21 protein-coding genes are annotated in these 21,839 nt (G+C 59.7%); 13 read left to right on the top strand and 8 right to left on the bottom strand.

The window, feature by feature from the left end:
- The first annotated feature begins 71 nt into the window (after positions 1-71).
- Together OHL13_RS14880 and OHL13_RS14875 are read left to right on the top strand one after the other, a co-directional pair.
- Positions 72-764 (top strand): HNH endonuclease, encoded by a 693-nt coding sequence (locus OHL13_RS14880; protein ID WP_263410911.1) that lies wholly within the window; start codon positions 72-74, stop codon positions 762-764.
- Positions 765-885: 121 nt separating this feature from the next.
- Entirely contained in the window at positions 886-1,575 is a 690-nt protein-coding gene (locus OHL13_RS14875) for an aspartate/glutamate racemase family protein (protein ID WP_263410910.1), read from the top strand.
- A gap of 3 nt (positions 1,576-1,578) precedes the next feature.
- On the opposite strand, the gene OHL13_RS14870 is transcribed toward OHL13_RS14875, so the two are convergent.
- Positions 1,579-2,337, bottom strand: a complete 759-nt coding sequence (locus tag OHL13_RS14870) for a 3-keto-disaccharide hydrolase (protein ID WP_263410909.1) — start codon at positions 2,335-2,337, stop codon at positions 1,579-1,581.
- A gap of 130 nt (positions 2,338-2,467) precedes the next feature.
- Here OHL13_RS14870 and OHL13_RS14865 point away from each other — a divergent pair, with 130 nt between their 5' ends.
- Positions 2,468-3,133 carry a Type 1 glutamine amidotransferase-like domain-containing protein gene (locus OHL13_RS14865; RefSeq protein ID WP_263410908.1) on the top strand — a complete coding sequence of 222 codons (666 nt, stop codon included), beginning with the start codon at positions 2,468-2,470 and terminating at the stop codon, positions 3,131-3,133.
- Between the two features lie 5 nt (positions 3,134-3,138).
- Here OHL13_RS14865 and OHL13_RS14860 read toward each other — a convergent pair whose 3' ends face one another.
- Both OHL13_RS14860 and OHL13_RS14855 read right to left on the bottom strand, forming a co-directional pair.
- On the bottom strand, positions 3,139-3,555 hold the full coding sequence (locus OHL13_RS14860; protein ID WP_263410907.1) for a secondary thiamine-phosphate synthase enzyme YjbQ: 417 nt from the start codon (positions 3,553-3,555) through the stop codon (positions 3,139-3,141).
- A 22-nt stretch (positions 3,556-3,577) separates the two neighbouring features.
- Positions 3,578-4,438: a TIGR03435 family protein gene (locus tag OHL13_RS14855; RefSeq protein ID WP_263410906.1), complete on the bottom strand. Its 861-nt coding sequence runs from the start codon at positions 4,436-4,438 to the stop codon at positions 3,578-3,580.
- A 51-nt stretch (positions 4,439-4,489) separates the two neighbouring features.
- Here OHL13_RS14855 and OHL13_RS14850 point away from each other — a divergent pair, with 51 nt between their 5' ends.
- Both OHL13_RS14850 and OHL13_RS14845 read left to right on the top strand, forming a co-directional pair.
- The gene (locus tag OHL13_RS14850; protein WP_263410905.1) at positions 4,490-5,431 is read left to right on the top strand and encodes a 3-keto-disaccharide hydrolase; all 942 of its coding nucleotides are present in this window, start codon (positions 4,490-4,492) and stop codon (positions 5,429-5,431) included.
- 217 nt (positions 5,432-5,648) lie between these two features.
- Positions 5,649-6,362, top strand: coding sequence for a hypothetical protein (locus OHL13_RS14845; protein WP_263410904.1), 714 nt, complete (start codon positions 5,649-5,651; stop codon positions 6,360-6,362).
- On the opposite strand, the gene OHL13_RS14840 is transcribed toward OHL13_RS14845, so the two are convergent.
- Positions 6,363-7,151 carry a hypothetical protein gene (locus OHL13_RS14840; protein ID WP_263410903.1) on the bottom strand — a complete coding sequence of 263 codons (789 nt, stop codon included), beginning with the start codon at positions 7,149-7,151 and terminating at the stop codon, positions 6,363-6,365.
- A 143-nt stretch (positions 7,152-7,294) separates the two neighbouring features.
- Positions 7,295-7,825: a hypothetical protein gene (locus tag OHL13_RS14835; RefSeq protein ID WP_263410902.1), complete on the bottom strand. Its 531-nt coding sequence runs from the start codon at positions 7,823-7,825 to the stop codon at positions 7,295-7,297.
- A gap of 107 nt (positions 7,826-7,932) precedes the next feature.
- On the opposite strand from OHL13_RS14835, the gene OHL13_RS14830 reads away from it, so the two are divergent.
- On the top strand, positions 7,933-8,832 hold the full coding sequence (locus tag OHL13_RS14830; RefSeq protein ID WP_263410901.1) for a LysR family transcriptional regulator: 900 nt from the start codon (positions 7,933-7,935) through the stop codon (positions 8,830-8,832).
- A 41-nt stretch (positions 8,833-8,873) separates the two neighbouring features.
- Here the strand turns inward: OHL13_RS14830 and OHL13_RS14825 are convergent, their stop codons facing one another.
- Positions 8,874-9,284 (bottom strand): OsmC family protein, encoded by a 411-nt coding sequence (locus tag OHL13_RS14825; protein ID WP_263410900.1) that lies wholly within the window; start codon positions 9,282-9,284, stop codon positions 8,874-8,876.
- Between the two features lie 135 nt (positions 9,285-9,419).
- Here OHL13_RS14825 and OHL13_RS14820 point away from each other — a divergent pair, with 135 nt between their 5' ends.
- On the top strand, positions 9,420-10,403 hold the full coding sequence (locus tag OHL13_RS14820) for an amidohydrolase family protein (RefSeq protein ID WP_263411670.1): 984 nt from the start codon (positions 9,420-9,422) through the stop codon (positions 10,401-10,403).
- Between the two features lie 56 nt (positions 10,404-10,459).
- Here the strand turns inward: OHL13_RS14820 and OHL13_RS14815 are convergent, their stop codons facing one another.
- On the bottom strand, positions 10,460-11,233 hold the full coding sequence (locus tag OHL13_RS14815) for a M15 family metallopeptidase (protein WP_263410899.1): 774 nt from the start codon (positions 11,231-11,233) through the stop codon (positions 10,460-10,462).
- 42 nt (positions 11,234-11,275) lie between these two features.
- Here OHL13_RS14815 and OHL13_RS14810 point away from each other — a divergent pair, with 42 nt between their 5' ends.
- The 3 genes from OHL13_RS14810 (at position 11,276) to OHL13_RS14800 (ending at position 16,871) form a co-directional block, all read left to right on the top strand.
- A complete protein-coding gene (locus OHL13_RS14810) occupies positions 11,276-12,058 on the top strand; it encodes an AAA family ATPase (protein ID WP_263410898.1) in 783 nt (260 codons plus the stop codon).
- Positions 12,059-12,306: 248 nt separating this feature from the next.
- Positions 12,307-15,165, top strand: a complete 2,859-nt coding sequence (gene bamA, locus OHL13_RS14805; protein WP_263411669.1) for an outer membrane protein assembly factor BamA — start codon at positions 12,307-12,309, stop codon at positions 15,163-15,165.
- Between the two features lie 206 nt (positions 15,166-15,371).
- Positions 15,372-16,871, top strand: coding sequence for a succinate CoA transferase (locus OHL13_RS14800; protein WP_263410897.1), 1,500 nt, complete (start codon positions 15,372-15,374; stop codon positions 16,869-16,871).
- A 75-nt stretch (positions 16,872-16,946) separates the two neighbouring features.
- Here OHL13_RS14800 and OHL13_RS14795 read toward each other — a convergent pair whose 3' ends face one another.
- Positions 16,947-18,140, bottom strand: coding sequence for an RDD family protein (locus OHL13_RS14795; RefSeq protein ID WP_263410896.1), 1,194 nt, complete (start codon positions 18,138-18,140; stop codon positions 16,947-16,949).
- Positions 18,141-18,399: 259 nt separating this feature from the next.
- Between OHL13_RS14795 and OHL13_RS14790 the strand changes: the two genes are divergently transcribed.
- The 3 genes from OHL13_RS14790 (at position 18,400) to OHL13_RS14780 (ending at position 21,835) form a co-directional block, all read left to right on the top strand.
- A complete protein-coding gene (locus OHL13_RS14790; RefSeq protein ID WP_263410895.1) occupies positions 18,400-20,748 on the top strand; it encodes an LPS-assembly protein LptD in 2,349 nt (782 codons plus the stop codon).
- A gap of 122 nt (positions 20,749-20,870) precedes the next feature.
- Positions 20,871-21,065, top strand: a complete 195-nt coding sequence (locus tag OHL13_RS14785; protein ID WP_263410894.1) for a hypothetical protein — start codon at positions 20,871-20,873, stop codon at positions 21,063-21,065.
- Positions 21,062-21,835: a septal ring lytic transglycosylase RlpA family protein gene (locus tag OHL13_RS14780; protein ID WP_263410893.1), complete on the top strand. Its 774-nt coding sequence runs from the start codon at positions 21,062-21,064 to the stop codon at positions 21,833-21,835. Before OHL13_RS14785 ends, OHL13_RS14780 begins: the two co-directional genes overlap by 4 nt.
- Positions 21,836-21,839 lie beyond the last annotated feature (4 nt).

The following is a 21,839-nucleotide window of genomic DNA, read 5'->3' as shown; positions in this document are numbered from 1 at the left end:
CCAGGCAGACGCGCTTCGCGCAAACAGAAAGGCCGCCCGAATGGGCGGCCTTTCTGTTTAAATAGCTATTTATGAAGTCGAACGAAATCATTTCCTACACAGAGATGTGCTTGCGAGAGAATCAATCCTTACAACGTGGAATGAATTTCAATGTGCATGGAGGACACTCAGTACTTCTTTCGTCTCATCGTCCAGGAGCCCCTTACGAGGATGTCCTAGAAGAGAATGAAACGGTTTTGATTTATGAAGGACATGATGAGTCGCGATCATCTACAGTTCCTTATCCAAAGCTTGTCGATCAGCCCTTAACTACCCGAACGGGGAGGCTAACTCAGAATGGATTGTTCCACGAAGCTGCTCAAAGATTCGTACGCGGAGAAGCTCAACCTTCGCTAGTCCGTGTTTATGAAAAAATTAAAGATGGAATCTGGTCGTACAACGGACAATTTCAATTGCTCGATAGTTGGTCAGTAACTGTTCGCGAACGGCGCGTCATGAAATTCCGATTGAAGATCGTCGAAGATAATTCCCTCGAACTAGACAGTAGCCTAATTAAGTCGGACCCCCGACGGATTATTCCTTCTCACATTAAGCTTGCGGTATGGAAACGTGACCGAGGAATGTGCGTGAAATGCGGCACGACAAAAGACTTGCACTTTGATCACATTCTGCCTTTCTCCAAAGGAGGAACTTCTGATTCGGTCGAGAACATCCAGCTTCTCTGCATGAAACACAATATAGGTAAGGGTGCAAAGATCGAGTAGATAGGTAACCTTCCTCATCCTGCAAACTCACGCCCGACTTCAGTCGTATCTTAAGGCCCATCAAAGAAACCAGCGCCGGCCTCGATGGCCGACGTCCCTACCATCCAGTAGCATCAAACCCATGCGAACCATCGGCTTAATCGGCGGCATGAGCTTTGAGGCGACCTCCCTCTACTACCGTGTCATCAACGAAGACGTTCGCAAGCGCCTCGGCGGTCTGCACTCAGCCGAGATCATCCTGCACTCCTTGGACTTTCAGCCCATCGCCGAGATGCAGCGCGCGAACCAGTGGGAACAGGCCGGAGCAAAGCTCGCAGATGCAGCCCGCGGGCTGGAGAAGGCCGGTGCCGAGTGCGTCCTGATCTGCGCCAACACCATGCACCTGGTGGCCGAGGCAGTAAAAGCAGCTGTCCTCATCCCACTCATCCACATCATCGACGAGACCGCGCGCACGCTCCTGAAGGCCGGCTGCAATAAGCCTCTGCTGCTGGCCACGCGCTACACCATGGAGCATGGCTTCTACACCGAGCGGATGCATGACCTTGGCCTCTCCGTCGTGGTGCCCAACGAAGCCGGACGCGCGACGACCCACACCATCATCTATGAGGAGCTCTGCGCCGGTAAGATACTCGACCACTCCCGCACGATCCTGCTCGACCTGATCGAAGCCGCAAAGCGCGAAGGCGCTGACTCGGTCATCCTGGGCTGCACGGAACTGGGCCTGATCCTCAACCCCAACAATCTCCCTCTGCCAGGCTTCGACTCGATGCTGATTCATTGCAACGCAGCAGTCGAGTTTGCATTGAGTTAGCGCCTACTTCAATTCCCGAATCTTGATATTGCGGAACCACACCGGAAATCCGTGATCCTGCAGAAGGATGTACCCGCTTGCTGCCTGGCCATACGTGGGGAAGGCTTTGTATTTACTGCCTGCAAGAATCGCTTTGAACTCCGGTGAGTCGCGGTCGTACTCCAGGACTTTGACACCGTTCAGCCAGTGCTCCGCGTGTTTGCCGCGGACAACGATGCGGGCGGTGTTCCATTCGCCGACGGGCTTGATGGGTTTGTCTTTGGCGGCAGGGATCATGTCGTAGAGTGAGGCGACGGTGCGGTCGCCGTTGACGCCGCGCTTTGCGTCGGGGTGCAGGTTGTCGTCCAGCACCTGGTATTCAAAGCCGATGGCCGAGCCCTTCCCGTTCTTCCAGGGCATCAGGTCGAGGTCGACGAAGTACATGATGCCGGAGTTTGCTCCGGGCGAGGTCTTGAAGTCGACTGACAGCTCGAAGTTGGAGTAGGTACGTGTGGTGACGATGTCACCGCCGTTGCCTGCCTCTTCGCCACCGGTTTCGGTGACGGTGAGAGTACCGTCTTTCACGGCCCATCCGGTTGTGGGGAAGCCTCCGCCGCGTGCGCTGCGCCAGCCGTTGGTGGTCTTGCCGTCGAAGAGGAGATGCCAGCCCTCGGCCTTTTCTTTTGCGGTAAGTGTGTTGGGCTTCTGTGCGGAAGCCGCGGTGGCCAGCAGAAGGAGACACAAGGCAACAAGAGCATGGGCGTTTTTCATACGCAACAGCATAGCCCTTGTTCCATTGGTTTGTGGCTCATTCTCCTTCGACACGTCCACTGAAATTCCTATAGCTTGTTTGTCAATGCGGATCGGCATTGTTACTACATGACTTCGTATCAGCATGAAGGGAGAGACCCGCATGAAACTTCTTCTTACTTCCGCCGGTATGAGCAACCCCAGCATCCACAACGCGCTGGTTGAACTGCTGGGCAAACCGGTTGCCGAGTCCAACGCACTCTTCATTCCCACCTCGGCCTACGCGTTGCCCATCGGGCCAGATATTCTCTACAAGGTCATCCGAGGCACAATTGGCGATCCGTTCTGCGAGATGGGATGGAAGTCGCTTGGCCTGTTGGAACTGACTGCGCTGCCGAGTCTTAAGAAAGAGCTTTGGACAGGCTGGCTGGAGCAGGCCGACGTGCTTCTGGTGGGTGGAGGCGATTGCCAGTATCTGACCTACTGGATGAAGCAGTCCGGACTGGCGGAGATGCTGCCGTCGCTGTTCGACAGAATCGTCTACGTGGGGCTAAGCGCCGGCAGCGTGGTGATGACGCGCTACGGGACGACCTTTGGACTGCATACGTTGCCGCCGGAGACTCCCCGGTATCTTGGTCTGCTGGAGATGGCGATTCTGCCGCATATGGACCACGAGATGTTTCCGGAATGGACGCAGGCCAAGCTGGAGAAGATTGCAGCGACGCTGACGGTGCCGTCGTACCTGATCGACGACCAGACCGCGATCAAGGTGACGGAGGAGGGAATGGAAGTGATCTCCGAAGGGCGATGGAAGCTGTTTACCCCCTAGCGTTGTTATTCCCCGATCAGGTGCAGCACAATCTCGCGCCGGTGCGGGCGCACGCGGTGTTCGAAAAGATACACGCCCTGCCACGTGCCTAACGCGAGACGTCCGTTCACCACCGGGATGGACAACTGCACCTGTGTGAGTGCGGTCTTCAGATGCGCGGGCATATCGTCCGCCCCTTCGTAGTCATGTTCGTACGGCCCATTGTCGGGAGCGATGCGGTCGAAGTAGGCCTTTAGGTCCGTCTGCACGGTGGGGTCGGCGTTCTCCTGAATGAGAAGCGAAGCCGAGGTGTGGCGGCAGAAGACGGTCAGCAGCCCGGTCTGTATCTCCTGGTGGCGCATCCATTCGGTGATGGTCGAGGTGAACTCGTAAAGTCCCTTGCCGCGCGTGGCGATCTGCAGTGTATGTACGGCCTGCTTCAATTTTATCTCCTTTACTCCCTCTTCAGTTTGCCGTAGGACGCTCAATGCGGTCGACAACAAGCACCTTTACAGGAGCTTTTGTGCTCTCCAGTTTCAATCCGAGCTGCTCCTCTACAGCAGTGAAAATGGAAGGAGCGGAATCCGCTTCCAATGCACTGCCTGCTTGCGTCGTTGTCTGGTCCGGCGTCCATCGCAGAGTGAAGTTGTAATAGCCGGTAAGGCTGGTTCTATCAACGACGGTTCGTCCTAGAACGATGGCGAGCTGATTGACCAGGGGCTTCATGGGTTGGCCCATGCTCTTGATCAGGCCGTGGCCCAGCTGCCTTCCACCGCCCTCCTTCATCCCATTCGGGCCAATGGCGGGCTGTATCTCGGTCATACGGCTGCCACCCTTACCGACCACGAGTGCATACACGGGAAGTTCCTTCGTCTCGTAATGAAACCTGAGGCTGAAACGATCAGTAAGTATCTTTTGCAGCATCGGCATGCGTTGAATCGGGTCAGTCACTTGATGGAAGGCTGCCGAATCCGCATCGCTCACTTTGGCTGTGACATCGTAGCCTTCCTGCGTGGCCCAGCCCGGAAGTCCGGCAATTTGGTCGCTTAGAAAGATTCCGAAGGCCCAGTGCAGAATCTCTTCAGCAGGCATATTGGTGATCGTTACACCGTCACTCATCGGTGGAGAAATAATGTTCTTCGCGCCAGCGGTGTGGTTTTGTTTTACCGACACAACTTCGAATTCAAGCGGCTTGCCATCCGCAGTCGTGAGTCTTGGTGTGGTCTCCTGTGCAGACGAAACGGGCGCTCCAATCAGGAGCAGCAGTCCGATACCGTGCATGAATTTGCAAGCAAATCCCATGGCAATCTCCGTCGCATTCGACATGGCACCTATAAACCCGGCTATCATCATGGACGCAACACACAAAGGGTGACAATGAAGATTCTGTTTGTACCTGTTCTGGCAGCCGCACTCGCCTTCACCGCCAACGCGCAGGACAGCAAGGCGTTTCTGGGACGCTGGGATATGACGGTGATTCCGGACGGAGGCAAGCCGTATCCGCAGTGGATTGAGCTGACCGAGACCGGCGGCAAGCTGGGCGGCCGCGTTCAGCCGCGCGGCGGCGCCTGGCATGAGATCACCGAGGCTCATGTGGACGGCAAGAAACTGGTGGTCACCGTAGGTGAGGACACCGCATGGGAGCTGATCTCGCCCAGCGCAGGAAAGCTAACCGGCGTGCAGAAACATGCAGGCGTAACCGGGCCCACGCTGACCGGTGTAAAGGCGCCCACGCTGGACCGTCCTATGCCGAAGCAGTGGACAGCGCCGCGCGCCATCTTCAACGGCAAAGACCTTACCGGGTGGGAGCCAATCGGCAACGTCGACAACAACAGGTGGGTGGCGCGCAACGGAGAGCTGGTGAACGACAACCCCGAGGTAGTTGGGCAAAAGCCGCGTCCTGCCGCTAACATCAAGACCACGGAGAAGTTCCAGGACTTCAAGCTGCACATCGAAGTGAACTGCCCGGAGGGTGGCAACAGCGGCATCTACATGCGCGGCCGCTACGAGCTGCAGGTCGGCACCGAAGGCGGCAAGCTGCCCTCGCACGAAATGGGAGCCATCTACAGCTACTACCCGCCACCAGCAGGCTCTGAACTCGGACTCGGCAAGTGGACCACCTTCGACGTCACGCTGGTGGGCAGGCATGTAACGGTTCTGCGCGACGGCAAAATGTATCACGACAACGTCGAGCTCCCCGGCATCACCGGCGGCGCTCTGGACAGCAATGAGGCCGAGCCGGGGCCGTTCTACCTGCAGGGAGACCACCACGGCGTCATCGCCTACCGCAACATCACCATCTCGGTACCGAAGAAGTAGGGTCTGTTTCCTGATGCGCTTGTGGTCTGCTGAAACAGCCTGACGAAGAAAGTGGCTTTAGCCCGGGACTTTCGCAAAGAAACCCCAGGGCTAAAGCCCTTCTCTCTTGCTCGTCATTTCATCCTGAAGACCACGGCTCCCTCCGAGAGACATGTCCCTGACGCTCATTCAGGAAGAAGCTCTCTGTGAATACGGGCTAGACTGGCGATGTCCGCTTATGGAGCCTCTTCGTGAGAGTCCGCCGTCGCACAGCACGCCGCGTTTCTACGTGAGTGAGCGGCAACCGCTGCGGCGTGGGTCCATCCTGATGGCGATGGTCGCGGCGGCAGTAGCACTCTTCGCGGTCTCCTATGCGCTGAGCCATAACGGGCATATCCCTTTCAGCGCAGACAAGGATGAGGTCAGCCGCTCCTCCGCCGGAGCCTCTGCGTCCAGGCCTCCTGCCAACGACGAGGACGATGATCCCAACCAGATCGATACCATCGTGCTTGCCGATCCGGCGGACGCTCCCGTGCCGGCGCGCAAAGGCAACCACGTCAGCCCGGTGCATCCCACTCTCCTCATCAGGCTGCCGCGATCCGGCAGCCAGGCCGGCATGATTCCTGACAGCCAGGCGGGCCACCTGCTCTACAACTGGCTGGCTGCTTTCAATCAGGAAAGCGGTCCGGCGCTGGCGCAGGCCATTCCTACGCTTGCCGGCGATGAGGTGGTCGCGGCGCAGCTTGCGGTCCGCAAACAGAGCGGCGGTTTTGCGCTGCTCTCCGCGAAAGAGATCGAGCCCGGCCTCATCGTATTTCGCGTGCACAGCCAGATTCCGCCAACGTATGAGGTGCTGGGCACGCTGCAGATGCGCAAGGACTCGAACCCCGCTGAGGTTGCCAGCTTCAGCCTGCGCGCCATTCCGCCAACGCATCCGGTAAAGTCCGAATAGCTATATCTTTTCGAAGACCTGTATGTTGGTCTCGGTCTCGCCGGCAATGTGGCGCGTCAACGTCATCGTTCTTAAATCGGGAGAGAGTTGAATCTGCTGTTTGTAGATCAGCCTGCCCTCAACCTTGAATGTCAGTTCCAGCGTCCGTTCATCGACTCTCCGCAACGAGGAGGTTGATTCTGGAATGGCATTAGGACCGAGGTTGGGGTAGTCCTTGTCATCAAACTTTGCAGCCCGTGTTGTTTGTGTCGAAGAGTCGGAAAATGCGAGGCCGTCTTCCTGGTATGCGGTTACCTGCATGGAAACGGAAGAGTTCAGTGCCTCACTGATGCTGACCCACTCGCCGGCAAATCCGGTTCCCGACCCCTTGCGGGTGTAACGATAATCCAGTTCATAGGTCGACCCATCAGGTTTGTAACCTGTGAAGTGATCAGTCAAAATCCTGGCATCGTTGGAGAGAGTCCACACGGCGATCAGGGTGATGCGGCCATTCTTCTTGCGGACGACCTTCAAGCTGTCGGCTGCGAGCCGGGTGAGCGATAAGGTGCTTCCAAAATTACCTGGTTGGTCGGTTCCGTCCAGTGTGACGTTTTCAGCTCCACTTCCAAAGTTGACGGTATATCGTCGTGCGTCGATGGCTTCGACCTTCATTACATCCGTCAACTTGCTTCGGGATGGATTAAGCCGCCACTGGCCAATGAAGGGACTGTCAGCCGCACGTGCGATGGGAGCGGCCAGGCCAGTGAGCAGCAGCAAAAAGGCAGGTCGTAAACTCCGCATTTTCGGCATCGCGAAAGAGCTCCTGGAAGTGAGACGCTGGCGCCGATGTTTCGGTAATCGCGCACCAGCCTGTCACGCGGAGTTTTCGCAAAGAGGTCCTGGCGCCTGCGCCCATATCTTCCTGAACCTGATGTTCAGGATCGGCATGATGGCTATGCCGTCCTGCGCGCGTGCCGCTCAATGCTGGCTGCGAAGTTGGGCGTTTCTTCGTGATTGTGCGAGTCGGAAGCAGCCTGGCGTGCGGCGGCAGCCTGTTCCAGTGTGACGCCGTGTTCCTGGATAAAGGCGAGGAACTCGTCTGTGGCCGAGGCGTGAATGTGGTTGGTGTACTCCGAAGTCTGGTCGTCGATTTTGCGCGCGCTCAGGGTCCACTCCACCTTCACCTTGGTGCGGCCATTCTTGGTGATCGCGTCAGAGATGGACACCATGCGGCACAGGGTGGGTTCCCTGGTTTCGGCTACGTAGTGCTGCACCACCAGGGCGTCGCCAATGGTTTCCACGTTGATCGACATGGGACGGCCATCATCAGTGGTGGTGGTGCCGGCGGCGATATGGGCGGTGGAGCAGCGTTGGTATTCGGCGTCAGGAAGTGTAAACAGCCAGTCGGCGATGTTCACCTTCTCGATGGGCACGTTCATGATGGCGGTTACGGTGGAGTTGGATAAGCTGCGGTTGTCAGACATGATTTCCTCTCATGGAACCCGCTCTCATGGAGCGTTTCCCTTTGCCTACTAAGACCCTCGTCCGGCAGATGTCGATTCCTGGAAACACTTGTGCTTAAAATGCATAAATGGCTGGCTACTCGTCTCACCATCTCGAAGCGTTCGTCGATGTTGTGCGGCGCAAGAGCTTCTCCTCGGTAGCGCGGAACCGGGGGTTGACGCCTTCCTCGATTGCGCGGCAGATCAATGCATTGGAAGAAGAGCTGGGGGTCACGCTCTTTATTCGTTCGACGCGCACCCTGGTTCCGACGGAGGCCGGAAGATTGCTCTATGAGCGGTCTGAGCAGATTCTGGATGACCTGGAGCAGGCCAAGAACGCTGCAAAGTCCTTACGCGATGATGTGCGCGGATGTGTCCGCCTGAGCTGCTGGCCAACCTTCGCAAAACGATGTGTGCTTCCGCACCTTCCTCAACTGCTGAAGCAGTATCCGGAACTGCGCGTTGATCTGGATTTGAGTGAGCGTCTCCATGCTCCCGCGCTTGGCCGCACGGATCTTGTCGTGCGCATGGGAGAGCTGACGAGCAGCTCTCTTCGGGCATCGCCGCTCGGTGTGCAACGAAGCGCCATTGCAGCCAGCCCGACGTATGTGAACCAGCATGGGATGCCTGCCACACTTGCGGACTTCTCCAGTCACAGGCTGATTGATAAACGCCACACCGCGCGCTTTATGGGATGGCGAACGTTACTGGGAGACAGTCGCGCGACCCTGGAACAAACGGTGCTGCAAACCGATGATCTGGAAGCCCAGGTGGAAGCCTGCAAGGCTGGGCTCGGTCTCATCTTTCTGCCCACGTGGGCCTTTCAGGAGAATGCGCGCCGTGGGGAACTGCTTCTCATTCCCGTGGACGGCCTTGAGCAGCACAGTTCGGCCGAGATTCATCTGCTGCGCAATCCCGGAAAACTCACGGCGTCGATCGACGCGTTCTCAAGATTTCTTCGCATGTGCGTTGCACCGCATCTTGCTTGAGCGGCAGGCGGGAAGAAGGAAGCTGCATCATCGTGAGCCGTTCACAGCACGCGGCACTCGGTCATCGTCACCGGCATGCCTTGCCGCAGCGTGTTGTGTATCTCCGCGACAGAGTCGGTGTGATGCATCAACGCCAGGGCTTCTTCCTCGCTTGCGGTGGATCGCATCGCGGCGCGGTAGGTGATCTGCTGCGCGGGTTCTCCCTTGCCGCCGAATCTGCCAGTGACCTCCACCTCAATGGACTGGACATCGATGCCGCGCTCGGCGGCTTCGCGATAGATGTCGTTGCAGTAGCAGGTGGCAAGCGCCAGGAACAGCAGCTCGCCGCCGTTGACGCTGGAGCCAGAACCCGCTGCTTTGGCCGCAATTGCAACCGCCTGTTCGTTGCCGCCCGTCCGTACGACCGTATGGTGTCGGCCACCTTCATTGGTCACTCTGGCTGAGATGATCATTGTGGTTGCTTTCCCTTTGTCCTTCCTTATAACAAAGCGCGTAGCGTGCGCTCTGTTGCGGAAAATATCGTGCCCGGTGAATCGTCCTATAGAGGTTGGGTATCGAAACTAAACGGCTTGGGAGAGCGCATCGTGATGAAGCTGATCGCCATTGAGGAACATTTTCTAACGCCTGAGATCCGCGCAGCATGGGCGGCCTCTGCCATCGGAGCCGAAGGGACGGCCGGCTTCGACCGTGGTGAGATGGAGCAGCGGCTGGACGATCTTGGTGAAAATCGTATTGCGTTGATGGATGAGAGCGGCGTCGATGTACAGGTGCTCTCCGTCACGACGCCTGCTCTGCATAATCTTGAGCCGGAGGAGAGTGTGCTGCTGGCGCACCGCACCAACGACCTGGTTGCGGCCACGATTGCGAAGCATCCTGAGCGGTTTCAGGGTTTCGCCACACTGCCCATGGCGGCGCCTGCTGAGGCCGCGCTGGAGCTGGAGCGTTGTGTGCAGCAGTTCGGCTTTCGAGGAACGATGCTCTGTGGACGTACGCGCGACAGGAACCTTGACCATCCGGATTTCCGTCCGGTCCTCAGCACCGCAGCGCGGCTCGGCGTTCCGGTCTTTATTCACCCGCAGATTCCGCAGCGCGCTGTCAGGGATGTGTACTACTCCGGCTTTGGCGAACCAGTCGACACGGCCTTTGCCGCCTTCGGCCTGGGATGGCACTACGAGGCCGGTATCCAGTTTCTTCGGCTGATGCTTGCGGGTGTCTTCGACGAGCACCCCAACCTGCAGATCATCCTGGGGCACTGGGGTGAGGTGGTCCTGTTTTACCTGGAGCGGCTGGCCTCGCTGGCGCGTGTGGCCACGCTGCAGCGGCCGGTGGTGGAGTACTTCCAGAAGAACCTCTACGTCACTCCCAGCGGCATGTGGAGCGAGCCTTATCTGCAGCGCACGCTGGAGGTCGTCGGCCCGGAACGAATTCTGTTCTCGACAGACTTTCCGTACCAGTACCGCCCTGGCCGTCAGGCGAGTTCATTTCTGGAGCGGATCAGTCTCTCCCCGGAAGAGAAAGAGTTGTTTGCCCATGCAAACTGGGAACGGCTGACACAGGCGGCGAAGCGATAGGTCAAAAGCAGGGCGCTGGAGAGCGCCGTGCTTTGCCGAATGGCAGTGTCTCAACGTTACTTCTTCCCCAGGTCCTCAAAGCGCACATTCAGAATCGGATACTCTTTCCAGTCCTTGTAGTCGAAGTGCCACCACTCCTTGGGGATGACGTGGAAGCCCTGCTTCTCCATCGCCTGCCGCAGCAGTTCGCGGCGCTGGCGTTCGTCGTCGGTACCGCCGGGGTAGTCGGCGTAGGCGCGTTCGGTCATCTCGTCGTAGCCGCTGGGCATGGCGACCTCCTGGCCGGTCTTCAGGTCATAGAGGGAGAGGTCGATGGCGCAGCCGCGGTTATGTTTTGATCCGGACTGAGGGTCGGCAACAAAGATATGCTGGGCTGGCGGCACGGCATCCCAGAAGATGCGCGTGATGTACCAGGGCCGGTAGCCGTCGTGCAGGATGAGTCCATAACCCAGCGGACGCAGCTCGGCGCTGGCGCGGGCCACGGCCTCCGCTGCCGGACGCTGCAAAAACGCCCGGGCCTGGGTGTAGACCGGGGTTCCCAGGAAGTTGTTCGTGGTGGCGTAGCGGATATCGAGCTTGATGGTGGGGTCCAGCGTGACCACCTCGACCAGGTCCGGCTGGCGGAAGGAGCCCTCCTCTTCTGGCGGATGGGCGGCCAGGGCCTCGGGGCGCAGCTCCTCCACCGGGCGTACCGGGGTGATATGGAAGCTGACGGCCGGGTTTACGTCGGAGACGGTGGTTTGGGCGGCGAGCGGGGTGCAGGCCGTAAAAGCACCCCAGAGGCAGAGCATCAGGAACTTTTGTGGTGTCACCCTCTGATTGTGGCTCACGGCAACTCTCTCTTCCATACTCCGTGAAAGAATCACCTCACTATGCTGAAGCGGCTCATCCTCCGGCAGGATCGTATTCTTTCGCCGCAGGTGTATCCATTCACGGTTCCGGCGATAGGGTCTCTGACGGAGCTGCGGTTTTCGCCCGCACGTGTCACCTTCTTTACGGGCGAAAACGGCTCCGGCAAGTCGACCTTGTTGGAGGCCATCGCCGCGCACTATGGCTTTGGCCGCGAGGGCGGTACAAGGAACTTCCAGTTCAGCACTACCGAGAGCAACCACACCGTGGAACCTCTGGTACAGGCCATGCAGATGGCCTTCGACAACCGTACCGGGGAGGGGTTCTTTTTGCGGGCGGAGAGTCTGTTCAATGTGGCGACGCACATTGATGAACTGGATGCGGACGGCTTTGGTCCGCGAATCGTTGATTCTTACGGCGGTGTGAGTCTCCACACCCGCTCCCATGGAGAGACATTTTTTACCGTCCTGAAGGCCAAGTTCCGGCGGAACGGGCTTTTTCTGCTGGACGAACCGGAGGCGGCACTCTCGCCGCATAGGCAGTTGGCTTTTCTGTCGCTGATGTACGAGACGGTAACCCGCTTTCCCAATGCTCAGTTCCTCGTCTCCACCCATTCGCCCATCCTTTTGGGGTATCCGGGGGCGCAGATCTTCAGCTTTGACGGGGATACGATCCACGAAATCGGCTGTGAAGAGAGTATGCCCTGGCAGGTTTACCGCAGGTTTCTGGCTGACCCGGGGGCTGCCTTTGAAGATGCGACGGCACAGATGCTGCCGTTGTTTCGCGGTCTGGATGGGGACGCGTGAGAGTAGAGCACCATATATGGTGCAAGGTGTTTGCCCTGTAGCTTCTCAAACAGGTTCGGCTCGCTTCGGGACGGGCATTCCGTCCCATATAATGAAGCTTTCCCCTACACGATTTCGGGGAGGTATTTCCAGGCAGTGAGGACGCGCGTATTTTTTCCGCTAGGTTTCTGAATCAAGCTTCTTCGGACGTGCGTTCGCACTCTGGCCGGAACCGCGCGATTGCCTTTGGCAGCCGCGTCCGTACCGGTATGGTTCTGTTGGGTCTCGGGGCCGTGGCCGCAGGTTCGGCCGTGGCACAGAACAACGCTTCCACGTTTACGACAGGGCCCGCTGCACAGGGCAATCCGAAGGCACTCTGCTCCATCCAGGTCATCGGCAACCGCCGTATTCCGAAGGAGTCCGTGCTTGCGCGCCTGTTCTCGCACGAAGGCGATATCTATGACGAGTCCATGGTCGAGCGTGACTATAACTCGCTGTGGAACACCGGCTACTTCGAAGACATCCGTACCGAACGGCAGGACAAACCGAACTGCACCCAGTTGATCATCTACGTGCGCGAGAAGCCCACGGTCAATGACATCAACTACAAGGGCGTCAACGCGGTCACCACGTCGGACATTCTGGAGCGCTTCAAGAAGGCCAAGGTCGGCCTGACGGTGGAAAGCCAGTACGATCCCACCAAGGTTAAGCGCGCCGAAGTCGTCCTGAAGGAGCTGCTGGCCGAGCATGGCCACCAGTTCGCCACCATTAAGACGGTGATCAAGAACCTGCCTCCGGCCCGCATCTCCCTTACCTTTGAGGTGAAGGAAGGTCCTACTGTGAAGGTGGGCCACATCGACTTTGTCGGCAACGACAACGTGAGCAGCCGTACCCTGCGCCAGGCGATGCGTAACCTGCGCCCGGTCGGTGTGCCGAAATCGATCATTCTGGAGAACATCTTCGCCCGCACCTTCGACGCCTCCAAGCTGGATGAAGATGCGCAGCGCGTGCAGCAGGCTTACCGCGATCGCGGCTACTTCAAGGCCCTGACCTCTGAGCCGAAGACCCGCGTCCGCGATGCCGGCGGCATCAACATCTTCACCCTGCGCCCCTCCAAGGGCAAGCGCATCGACATCCTGATGCCGGTGGAAGAGGGAAAGCGCTACCGCCTGGGCGGCGTCAACTTTACAGGCAACAAGGCCATCACCAATGTGAAGGCGCTGCGCGCCCAGTTTGCGCAGAAGGACGGCGAGTGGTTCTCGTCCACGCTCTTCGGCAAGGGCCTGGAGAACCTGCGCAAGGCTTACGGCGGCCTGGGCTACATCAACTTTGTCGGCTCGCCCACCCCGCGCTTTGACGAAGCCAAGAACCTGATCTTCCTGGACATCGATATTGATGAGGGCAAGCAGTTCAAGGTCTCGCGTATCGAGTTCTCCGGCAACAGCATCACCCGCGACCGTGTTATCCGCCGCGAACTGATGCTGGAAGAAGGCGCCGTGTACAACGCGCAGGCATGGGAACTCTCGCTGCTGCGTTTGAACCAGCTGAACTACTTCGAAACGCTGAAGGTCGAACAGGATTCCGAGACCCGTACCAATAATGACGCGGGCACCGTGGATCTGCTGCTGAAGCTGAAGGAAAAGGGCAAGAACTCCATCGGCCTGAACGGCGGTATCTCTGGCGCATCAGGCAGCTTCCTTGGCCTGAACTACGAGACCAACAACTTCCTCGGCCTTGGCGAAACGCTCTCGGTGCAGGCCAACGCCGGCAACCTGTCGCGTAACCTGAGCTTCGGCTTCACGGAGCCTTACTTCCGCAACAAGCCGCTCTCGCTGGGCCTGCAGGTCTTCTCCTCGAAGTTTGACTACAACCCGACGAAGGCCTATGCCGCTTCGGGCAGCGTCTCTGACAACCTGTCTCAGGCGCAGCAGTCGCTGCTGACCAACTACAACCAGGCTTCCACCGGCCTGACGGTTTCCGCCAGCTATCCTCTGCGTAAGCTGTTCAACCGTACCGGTGTTACGCGTATCGGTATCTCGTACGCCCTGTCGCGGTCCTCGGTTTCCACGTTCAACGACAACACGCGTAACCTGTTCCAGTCGCTGGCCTTCCGTTCCGGCATCCAGGGTTCCAACCAGCTGGACGGCATCATCTCGTCGGTGATCACTCCGAGCTTCAGCTTCTCGTCGATTGATCGCGCCGTCGGTCCTCACTCCGGTAAGGACTTCAACGTCGCCGTCCAGGTGGCTGGCGCGGGCGGTAATGTGAAGTACTTCTCGCCGATTGCAACCTGGCGTCAGTTCTTCCCGATGAAGGGTCTGCGCGTCAATCGCGAAGGCCACAACGTCCTTGGCTACCGCCTGCAGTTCTCGCACGTTGAGGGCTTTGGCGGTCAGGTGGCTCCGCCGTTCAACCGCGTCTATGGCGGTGGCGAGTCGGACGTTCGCGGCTTCGACATCCGTTCTTCGTCGCCCTACACCTATATTCCGACCCGTGTGATGTTCAACCTCACCAACCCGGACGGAACCACGGTGCCGCGTGATCCGACCAACCAGGACCTGGGTTCCATCCAGATCCCGTTGCCGATCTACCGCCTCGTCTCCGTCGGCGCCGACACGGGCATCACGGGCAACGTCGAGTACCGTATTCCGATTGTCAACCAGGTGGTCTTCGCCTTCTTCACGGACTTTGGCTATAACGGCAATCTCCGCGAGTCGCAGCTCCGCCAGTCGGTTCTTGGTCAGGCTACCTTCAACAGCGCGTTGTTCGGTTGCCCCACCATCATCAACGGCTCCTGCTTTGGTGGCCAGAAAGTTACGGCACCGCAGATCCTGAAGGCTGTTCCGGGCACCAACTTTGTTCCGCGCATGTCCACCGGCGCCGAACTGCAGGTGGTGCTGCCCATCGTCAACGCGCCGATGCGTATCTACTACGCCTACAACCCTCTGCGCCTTTACAAGACGCTTCCGCAGGAGCTGACTGTTGACAGTGCCGCATTCCGCGGGATGTTCCCCGACAACGGAGCCGGACAGTACAGCTACGCGCAGGCTATCCAGTTCTACGGCGGCTCCTACCAGCTCCGCGAACCGAGAAAGACCTTCCGCCTGAGCGTCTCCACGACCTTCTAACCGGAAGCAGAAAACTGCGAGGGGCTGGCTGAAAAGCCGGCCCCTTTGCTTTGTCCGCGAAGCTGTTGCGAGACGCGACACTGTGGCTCGACCATGGGTTTTCCGGGTGATTTCGCTCCAACGCCAATGTCGCGGACGATATAACGCTAGTAGCGGCTGTCTTTGGGCTTGCAGTGTGGCCTGGAAGCGGCGGCAGGGAAGAACGAATGACCGACCGGATCCGCTATGCTCCACTGCTGAAGCGCATCGTTTCAGCCGAAGAGGCTTCGCTTCATATTCAGGATGGAATGGTCGTCGGCATGAGCGGGTTTACCCGCGCCGGCGATGCCAAGGCCGTGCCGCATGCACTGGCTCACCGTGCGAAGCTGCAGCCGCTGAAAATCACCCTGATCACCGGCGCGTCCCTGGGCCACGATACGGATAAAATCCTCGCGGAAGCAGGTGTTCTGGCACGCAGGCTGCCCTTCCAGGTGGACACGGCCCTGCGCCGCAGAATCAACGCGGGCGAGGTCCTGTTCCTGGATCAGCACCTCGGTGAGACCGTGGAGCAGCTCCGTTCCGGTAGTCTGCCCCCGGTGGATGTCGCCATCATCGAGGTGGCCGCCATCACGGAGCAGGGCCACCTGGTGCCCACGACCTCGGTAGGGAACTCGGTGGTGCTGGCGCAGCAGGCGAAGAAGATCGTCGTCGAGCTTAACCGCTCCGTCCCCGCGGCTATCGAGGGTTTCCACGACATCTACCAGACCACCGACCGGCCCGGCCGAGCTCCCATCTCGCTCATCCATCCCGGCGACCGTCTTGGAACCACGGCCATCACCGTCGATCCGGAGAGAATTGTCGCGGTGGTGGAGACAGGCCTGGAAGACAGTCCGGCAAAGATCGATCCTCCGGATGAAGACACGAAGAGCATCAGCCGCCACCTCAGCCACTTCCTGGAGAGCGAAGTCGCGCGTGGCAACCTGACCCGCTCGCTGCTGCCGCTGCAGGCGGGCATCGGGTCAGTGGCTAACGCCGTTCTGATGGGTCTGATCCATTGCCCGTTCGAGAACCTGACCATGTACTCGGAGGTGCTGCAGGACAGCGCGTTTCACCTGATCGACGCGGGCAAGCTTCTGGTCGCCTCCGCCAGCTCCATTACCGTCTCTGAGGGCTGCTACGCGCGATTCATGCAGAACCTGGACCATTACCGCAATCGCATTGTGCTGCGCCCGCAGGAGATCAGCAATTCGGCTGAGGTGATCCGGCGGCTTGGCGTCATCGGCGTCAATACGGCGCTGGAAGCCGACATCTACGGCAACGTGAACTCCACGCATGTGAATGGCACGCACATGATGAACGGCATCGGCGGGTCCAACGATTTTGCGCACAACGCGCAGTTGGCCATCTTCGTGACTAAGTCGCTGGCCAAGGACGGCCACCTGTCGAGCATTGTTCCGATGGTGCCGCACGTGGACAGCAACGAGCACGACGTAGACGTGCTGGTGACGGAGCAGGGATACGCCGATCTGCGCGGGCTTGCGCCACGGGAACGAGCTCCGCTGATCATCGAGCGTTGCGCACACCCTGATTACCGTGAGGCGCTGCACACCTACCTGCGGGAAGCGTTGCAGAGGGGTGGTCATACGCCGCATGTGCTGGAGAAGGCTCTTAGCTGGCATCTCGCAGCGCGCGAGACGGGTTCCATGCGCAGTGTGATCGGTGTTTGAAAACAGGGAAGCAGTTTCAAAAATAAAATGACCCGGGCAATTTGCCCGGGTCGATGTCCTTCACGAGTCATCCAGCTAGTAAGCCCGCATATACATGCGCGAGATGCGGTCGTGCCAGCCCATGTGGTCTTCGTCAAAGATGGCCCACAGGTAGCCCAGTCCCAGCGGAGCCATCGAGAGTGCCATGGCCCACATGCGGCGGCGCATCTGGCGGCGCGTCGGGTTCTCGTCGGAGAAGCTGCACAGGCCGATGCGGGCATACTTCATGCCTGGCGTCTGGTCGCCGAAGGTGAAGAACAGCATACGGTATCCCACAAACAGCGTCAGCAGCACGCCACCGGCCCAAAGGGCCAGCGATCGGTCCAGCACGACAGACTTCGCCGTCAGGGCGAAGACGATGGTGAACAGGGCAAAGCTGCCCAGCACGGCCATGCTGTCCACCAGGCCGGCCATGATCCGAAACTGCAGCGGAGCCACCTGCGGCGGCAGGGCGAAGCTGATCTCGGGCGTTGCCGGGTGATCCAGAAGGGGCTGGGTCAGCACGGAGGCGTCCAGACGAATATCGCTCCACTCCGGCTGCACGTGGACCGGCTCGGGTGTGGTGGCAATCTGCTCGGCGGTTACCTCGAAGATGCGGAGTTGCGGTTCAGAGGCTTCATCGCGCAGCGGGCCTTCGGCCAGCCGCGGACGCGCCTTTTTCGGAGCAACGAGCTGCCGGGGAAAGGCGATCAGGTTGGCGCTCAGCGGAGCGATTGGTTCGGTGGAGGGCTCGGGAACAAACTCCACCACCATGGGTTCCGGCTCGGGCTCCGGTTCAGGAGCGGGCAGCGGAGCTACCTCCAGCGGCACCAGCTCCAGCACGGGGATTTCGACGATCTCAGCCCGCTGCGGCGCAGCCGGGGCTTCATCCTCCGCGGGGGTGTTCCACTGCTCCAGCTCTTCCAGCAGCTGCTGCTGCGCCTGGGCAATGGCGGCGGCATTGCGTGCGGCAACCTCGGCCTCGGCTCGCGCCTTCTGCAGGGCGGCTTCGGCTTCGGCCTCCAGGTATTCGCGGTAGCTCTGCTGGCGCGCAAAGCGGTCTGCCACCGCGGCGGCTACGCGGCGCTGGCGGGGCTTGGCTTCCTGCAGGCCTTCTATCGGCAGCGACTGCTGCTGCTGATCCGCCTGTTGCTTCTTCTGCCGGTGCGCCGCAATACGTGCGGCCACCTGGTCTTTCCACGCTTCTGAGTCGTGGACCGGTTCCACGGGGACGGGACTGGTCAAGCTCACAATTCACTTCCGTTTCTCTTCAGGCCGTTTTTTAACGGCCGTCCAGGGCAGGGGTCCATGGAATCTGAACACCATACGCTCCCGTCTACATACAATGAAGAGGCGAGGGGGCGCGGAGCCGGATTCCGCATAGCAGTTGCAGCCATCGAACGAGTACGGACTTACCAGAGCCGCAAAGCGCAACCGGGGCCGGTCTTCACTGCTCCGGTGGGCCTGCGTCTTTTTAATTACCACTGTGGCAGGGCCAATACACCCTAAGATGCATGCGCAGCAGGTTCCTACTTCGGCACCCCTGCCAGACAACCCCACGCCGCAACTCAGTTTTCCCGTCGCGCAGCCGGTCGCTCCGGCCGCGGATGCCTCGCGCAAGCTGACCGTGGAAGCCGACACCATGACCCGGACCGGCGATGAATACACGCTGGTGGGTAACGTGGAAATTCACTACAACGGCTACATCGTCACCGCCGAAAAGCTCAGCTTCAACCAGGAGACGGGTGTCGTTCTCTCTGACGGCCACATCCGCATTACCGGCGGGCCGGACGACGAATACATTGCCGCATCGCACGGCGAGGCAAACCTGAAGCAGGAGACGGGGCGCTTTTACGATGTGACCGGGTCGCTCGGCGTACGCAGCTCCGCCAAGGGCACCACCTACACCACCGCCAATCCGTTTCTGTTCACCGGCCGCGAGATCATCAAGCACGGCCCGAATAATTACGAGGTCCTGAACGGCACGGTGACCAGCTGCCAACTCCCCAATCCGGACTGGCGGCTGGCCTCCAAACGCTTTGTGGTGGAGAACGGCCAGGCGCGCGGCTACAACAGCGTCTTCAAGCTGCTGAACCTGCCGGTGCTCTTTCTGCCGTACGTCACGCACCCCACTTCGCCGGAAGAGCGCACCAGCGGCTTCCTGATTCCCACGCTCAGCAAGGCAGGCAGCCGCAAGGGCTACATCATCGGCGAACAGATCTACCTGAAGCTGTCGCGCAGCGCAGACCTGACCGTGGGCTCGGAGTACTTCTCCGTGCGCGGTTTCTCGCAGCTTGTGGCCTTCCGCTACAAGGGTGCGGGGCAGAACTTTCTGACGGCGCACTATACCGGCCTGCTGGATCGCGGTTATCACGACAACAACGGCAACTACGTCAACCAGGGCGGACAGGACTTCCTGCTCTCCGGTCGCAGGGACCTGGACGAGCACACGCGCATGGTGGCCAACGTGGAGTACCTCAGCTCGTATGTCTACCGCGAGGCCTTCAACGACAGCTTCAACCAGGCCGTTTCCACCGACGTTGTTTCGCAGGCCTTTATCGCGCACCAGAAGAACGGCGTCTCCATGGCCCTGTTCGGCGACCGCTACCAGGGTTTGAAGAACGTGACTACGGGCACGCAGGTCCGCATTATCCGCGCTCCGTCGCTGGATGTGGACCTGATCGAGCGACACATCGGTACCTCGCCCCTGGTGTGGTCCTTCTCGGCCTCAGCCGCGGGGTTAAAGCGCGCGCAGCAGAACTTCACCACCGGCGGTGTGGTGGAACGGCTTGACCTGCACCCGCAACTCTCTCTCCCAGTTCATTTCGCCGGCTGGACGGTGCGGCCGGTGCTCGGTTTCCGGAACACCTCCTACACCCGCAGCCGACTGTCTTCCGTTATCCCCGGTCCAACGCCGGTGCAGATCGACGATCCGCTGAGCCGGTCCGTATTTGAAGCCGGACTGGAGTTCCGTCCGCCGGTGCTGACGCGTTCGTTCGCGGCCAAGGACTTCATCTTTGGTCGTGAGATGAAGCACACCGTCGAGCCGTTCTTCAATTACCGCTACGTCAGTGGCGTCAATGACTACACGCGAACGCTGCGTTTTGATGTGACTGACGTTGTCACCAACACCAACGAGTTCGAGTACGGCGTCACGCAGCGGCTTTTCTTCCGCAAGAAGGATGCTCCGGTCTGCGACGAAGAGCTTGCCGGCAACACGCGTTTGACCTCCGGCTGCGGTGGCATGGCGGAGTCCGTGCGCTGGCGCCTGGCACAGAAACACTTCTTCGACCCCGGCTTTGGCGGCGCTGTCTCCAATGGTCGGCGCAATATCTTTGAGAGCACGCTGGACTTTTCCGGTATCGCCTTCATCACCCAGCCGCGCGAGATCTCACCGCTGGTCTCAGAACTGCGTGTGCGCATCTCCGACAAGACCGATGTCGAGTGGGACGTGAACTACGACTTCGGACAGCATCGTTTTACGGCCTCCAACGTCTTTATCGACGAACACATTGGCCAGTACTTTGGTGGTCTGTCCTTCGCTCGTTTGAACGCACCGGGCCGCTTCCTTACCTCGCCGATCTCTGATTTCACCCAGCTTCGCGTGCTGCTGGGCTATGGAGCGCCCAACAAGAAGGGCTTCTCCGCCGCGGTGAACTCCGGCATTGACCTGAACGTGGGCCAGCCCCAGTACGGCGCCATCCAGGTCAGCTACTTCTGGGACTGCTGCGGTTTCTCCGCCGAATATCGCAAATTTGAGCTGGGTACGGTGCGTAACGACAACATCTACCGCTTCAACTTCTCTCTGGCCAACATCGGCTCAGCCGGTAACCTGCGCCGCGCCGAGCGGCTGTTCTAAACGCCCTGCTCGGGCTGCTGTTGACTCTCCGGGCACCTTGACCGATCAGGTTCCCCATTGCAAATGTACGTTGCCGCGCACTTCTCCACTTTCCTCTAATGAAAGAAGGGAGATTCTGCGCCGTGGCTGTTGACTGGAACGAACGCATTCGCGAAGCCGTAGAACGGATGGAAGACGAGGTTCGTCATGCCGTCGACTACGTCAACGACGAGCTTGTTCCGGAAGCCCGCGTGCAAAGCGCCGAGGCTCTGCGCAAGGCCGCGCAGAAGCTCCATGAGTTGGCGCAGAAGCTGGATGAGAGGTCGCAGGGCCGTTGATCCAGACCCGCTCCATTGCCGTTGCAGGTGCCCTTCTGGCGGTGCTGGTGTTGACCGGCTGCCACCACAAGAAGTCGCATGTGGCTCGACGTCCGCCGCCGCCACCGGCTCGCCGCGGCAGCGGTAGCAGCACCTCCACCCGGAATGTTCCGCCGGTGCGCCCGGTCCCGGGCCTTGGCTCCAGCCAGCCGGAGGAGATGCCGGATACGGGCGGCAAGGTGTACTCCTCTGAAGTTGGCATGGCGAGCTGGTACGGCCCGCCGTATCACAATCGCAACGCGGCGAATGGACAGCCATATGACCAGAACGCCATGACTGCGGCGCACCGCACGCTGCCCATGGGAACCGTCGTCCGCGTCACCAACGTGCAGACCGGGCAGCAGGCTACTGTCAAAATCACGGACCGCGGACCCTTTGTCCAGGGACGCGTACTCGATCTCTCCATGGCCGCAGCCAAGGCTACTGGCGTCTATCGCGCGGGTGTGGCCAAGGTAAAGATTGAGGTTATGCAGCAGACCGAGCATGCAGCGGTCTCCGGCAAGTGGTGCGTCCAGGTGGGGGCATTCTCTGACGCGAAGAACTCACTGAAGCTGAAAGACCAGATGCAGCGCCGCTATCACACTGCCAAGGTGATTGAGTTCCCCGGCCCTACGGGGCACTGGGTGCGCATCAATCCGTCTGTGATGGACAAGGCTCATGCGACGGAGGTGGCGGAAAGCATTCGCCCGGCAGAGTCCGGAGCGCAGGCGTACCTGGTGCGGCTCGATTAGCACC

Origin of the sequence: Terriglobus tenax (assembly GCF_025685395.1) — a bacterium.
Classification (GTDB): Bacteria; Acidobacteriota; Terriglobia; order Terriglobales; family Acidobacteriaceae; genus Terriglobus; species Terriglobus tenax.
The sequence above is the reverse complement of the archived record's forward strand: the minus strand, read 5'-3'. Positions and strand labels throughout refer to the sequence as shown.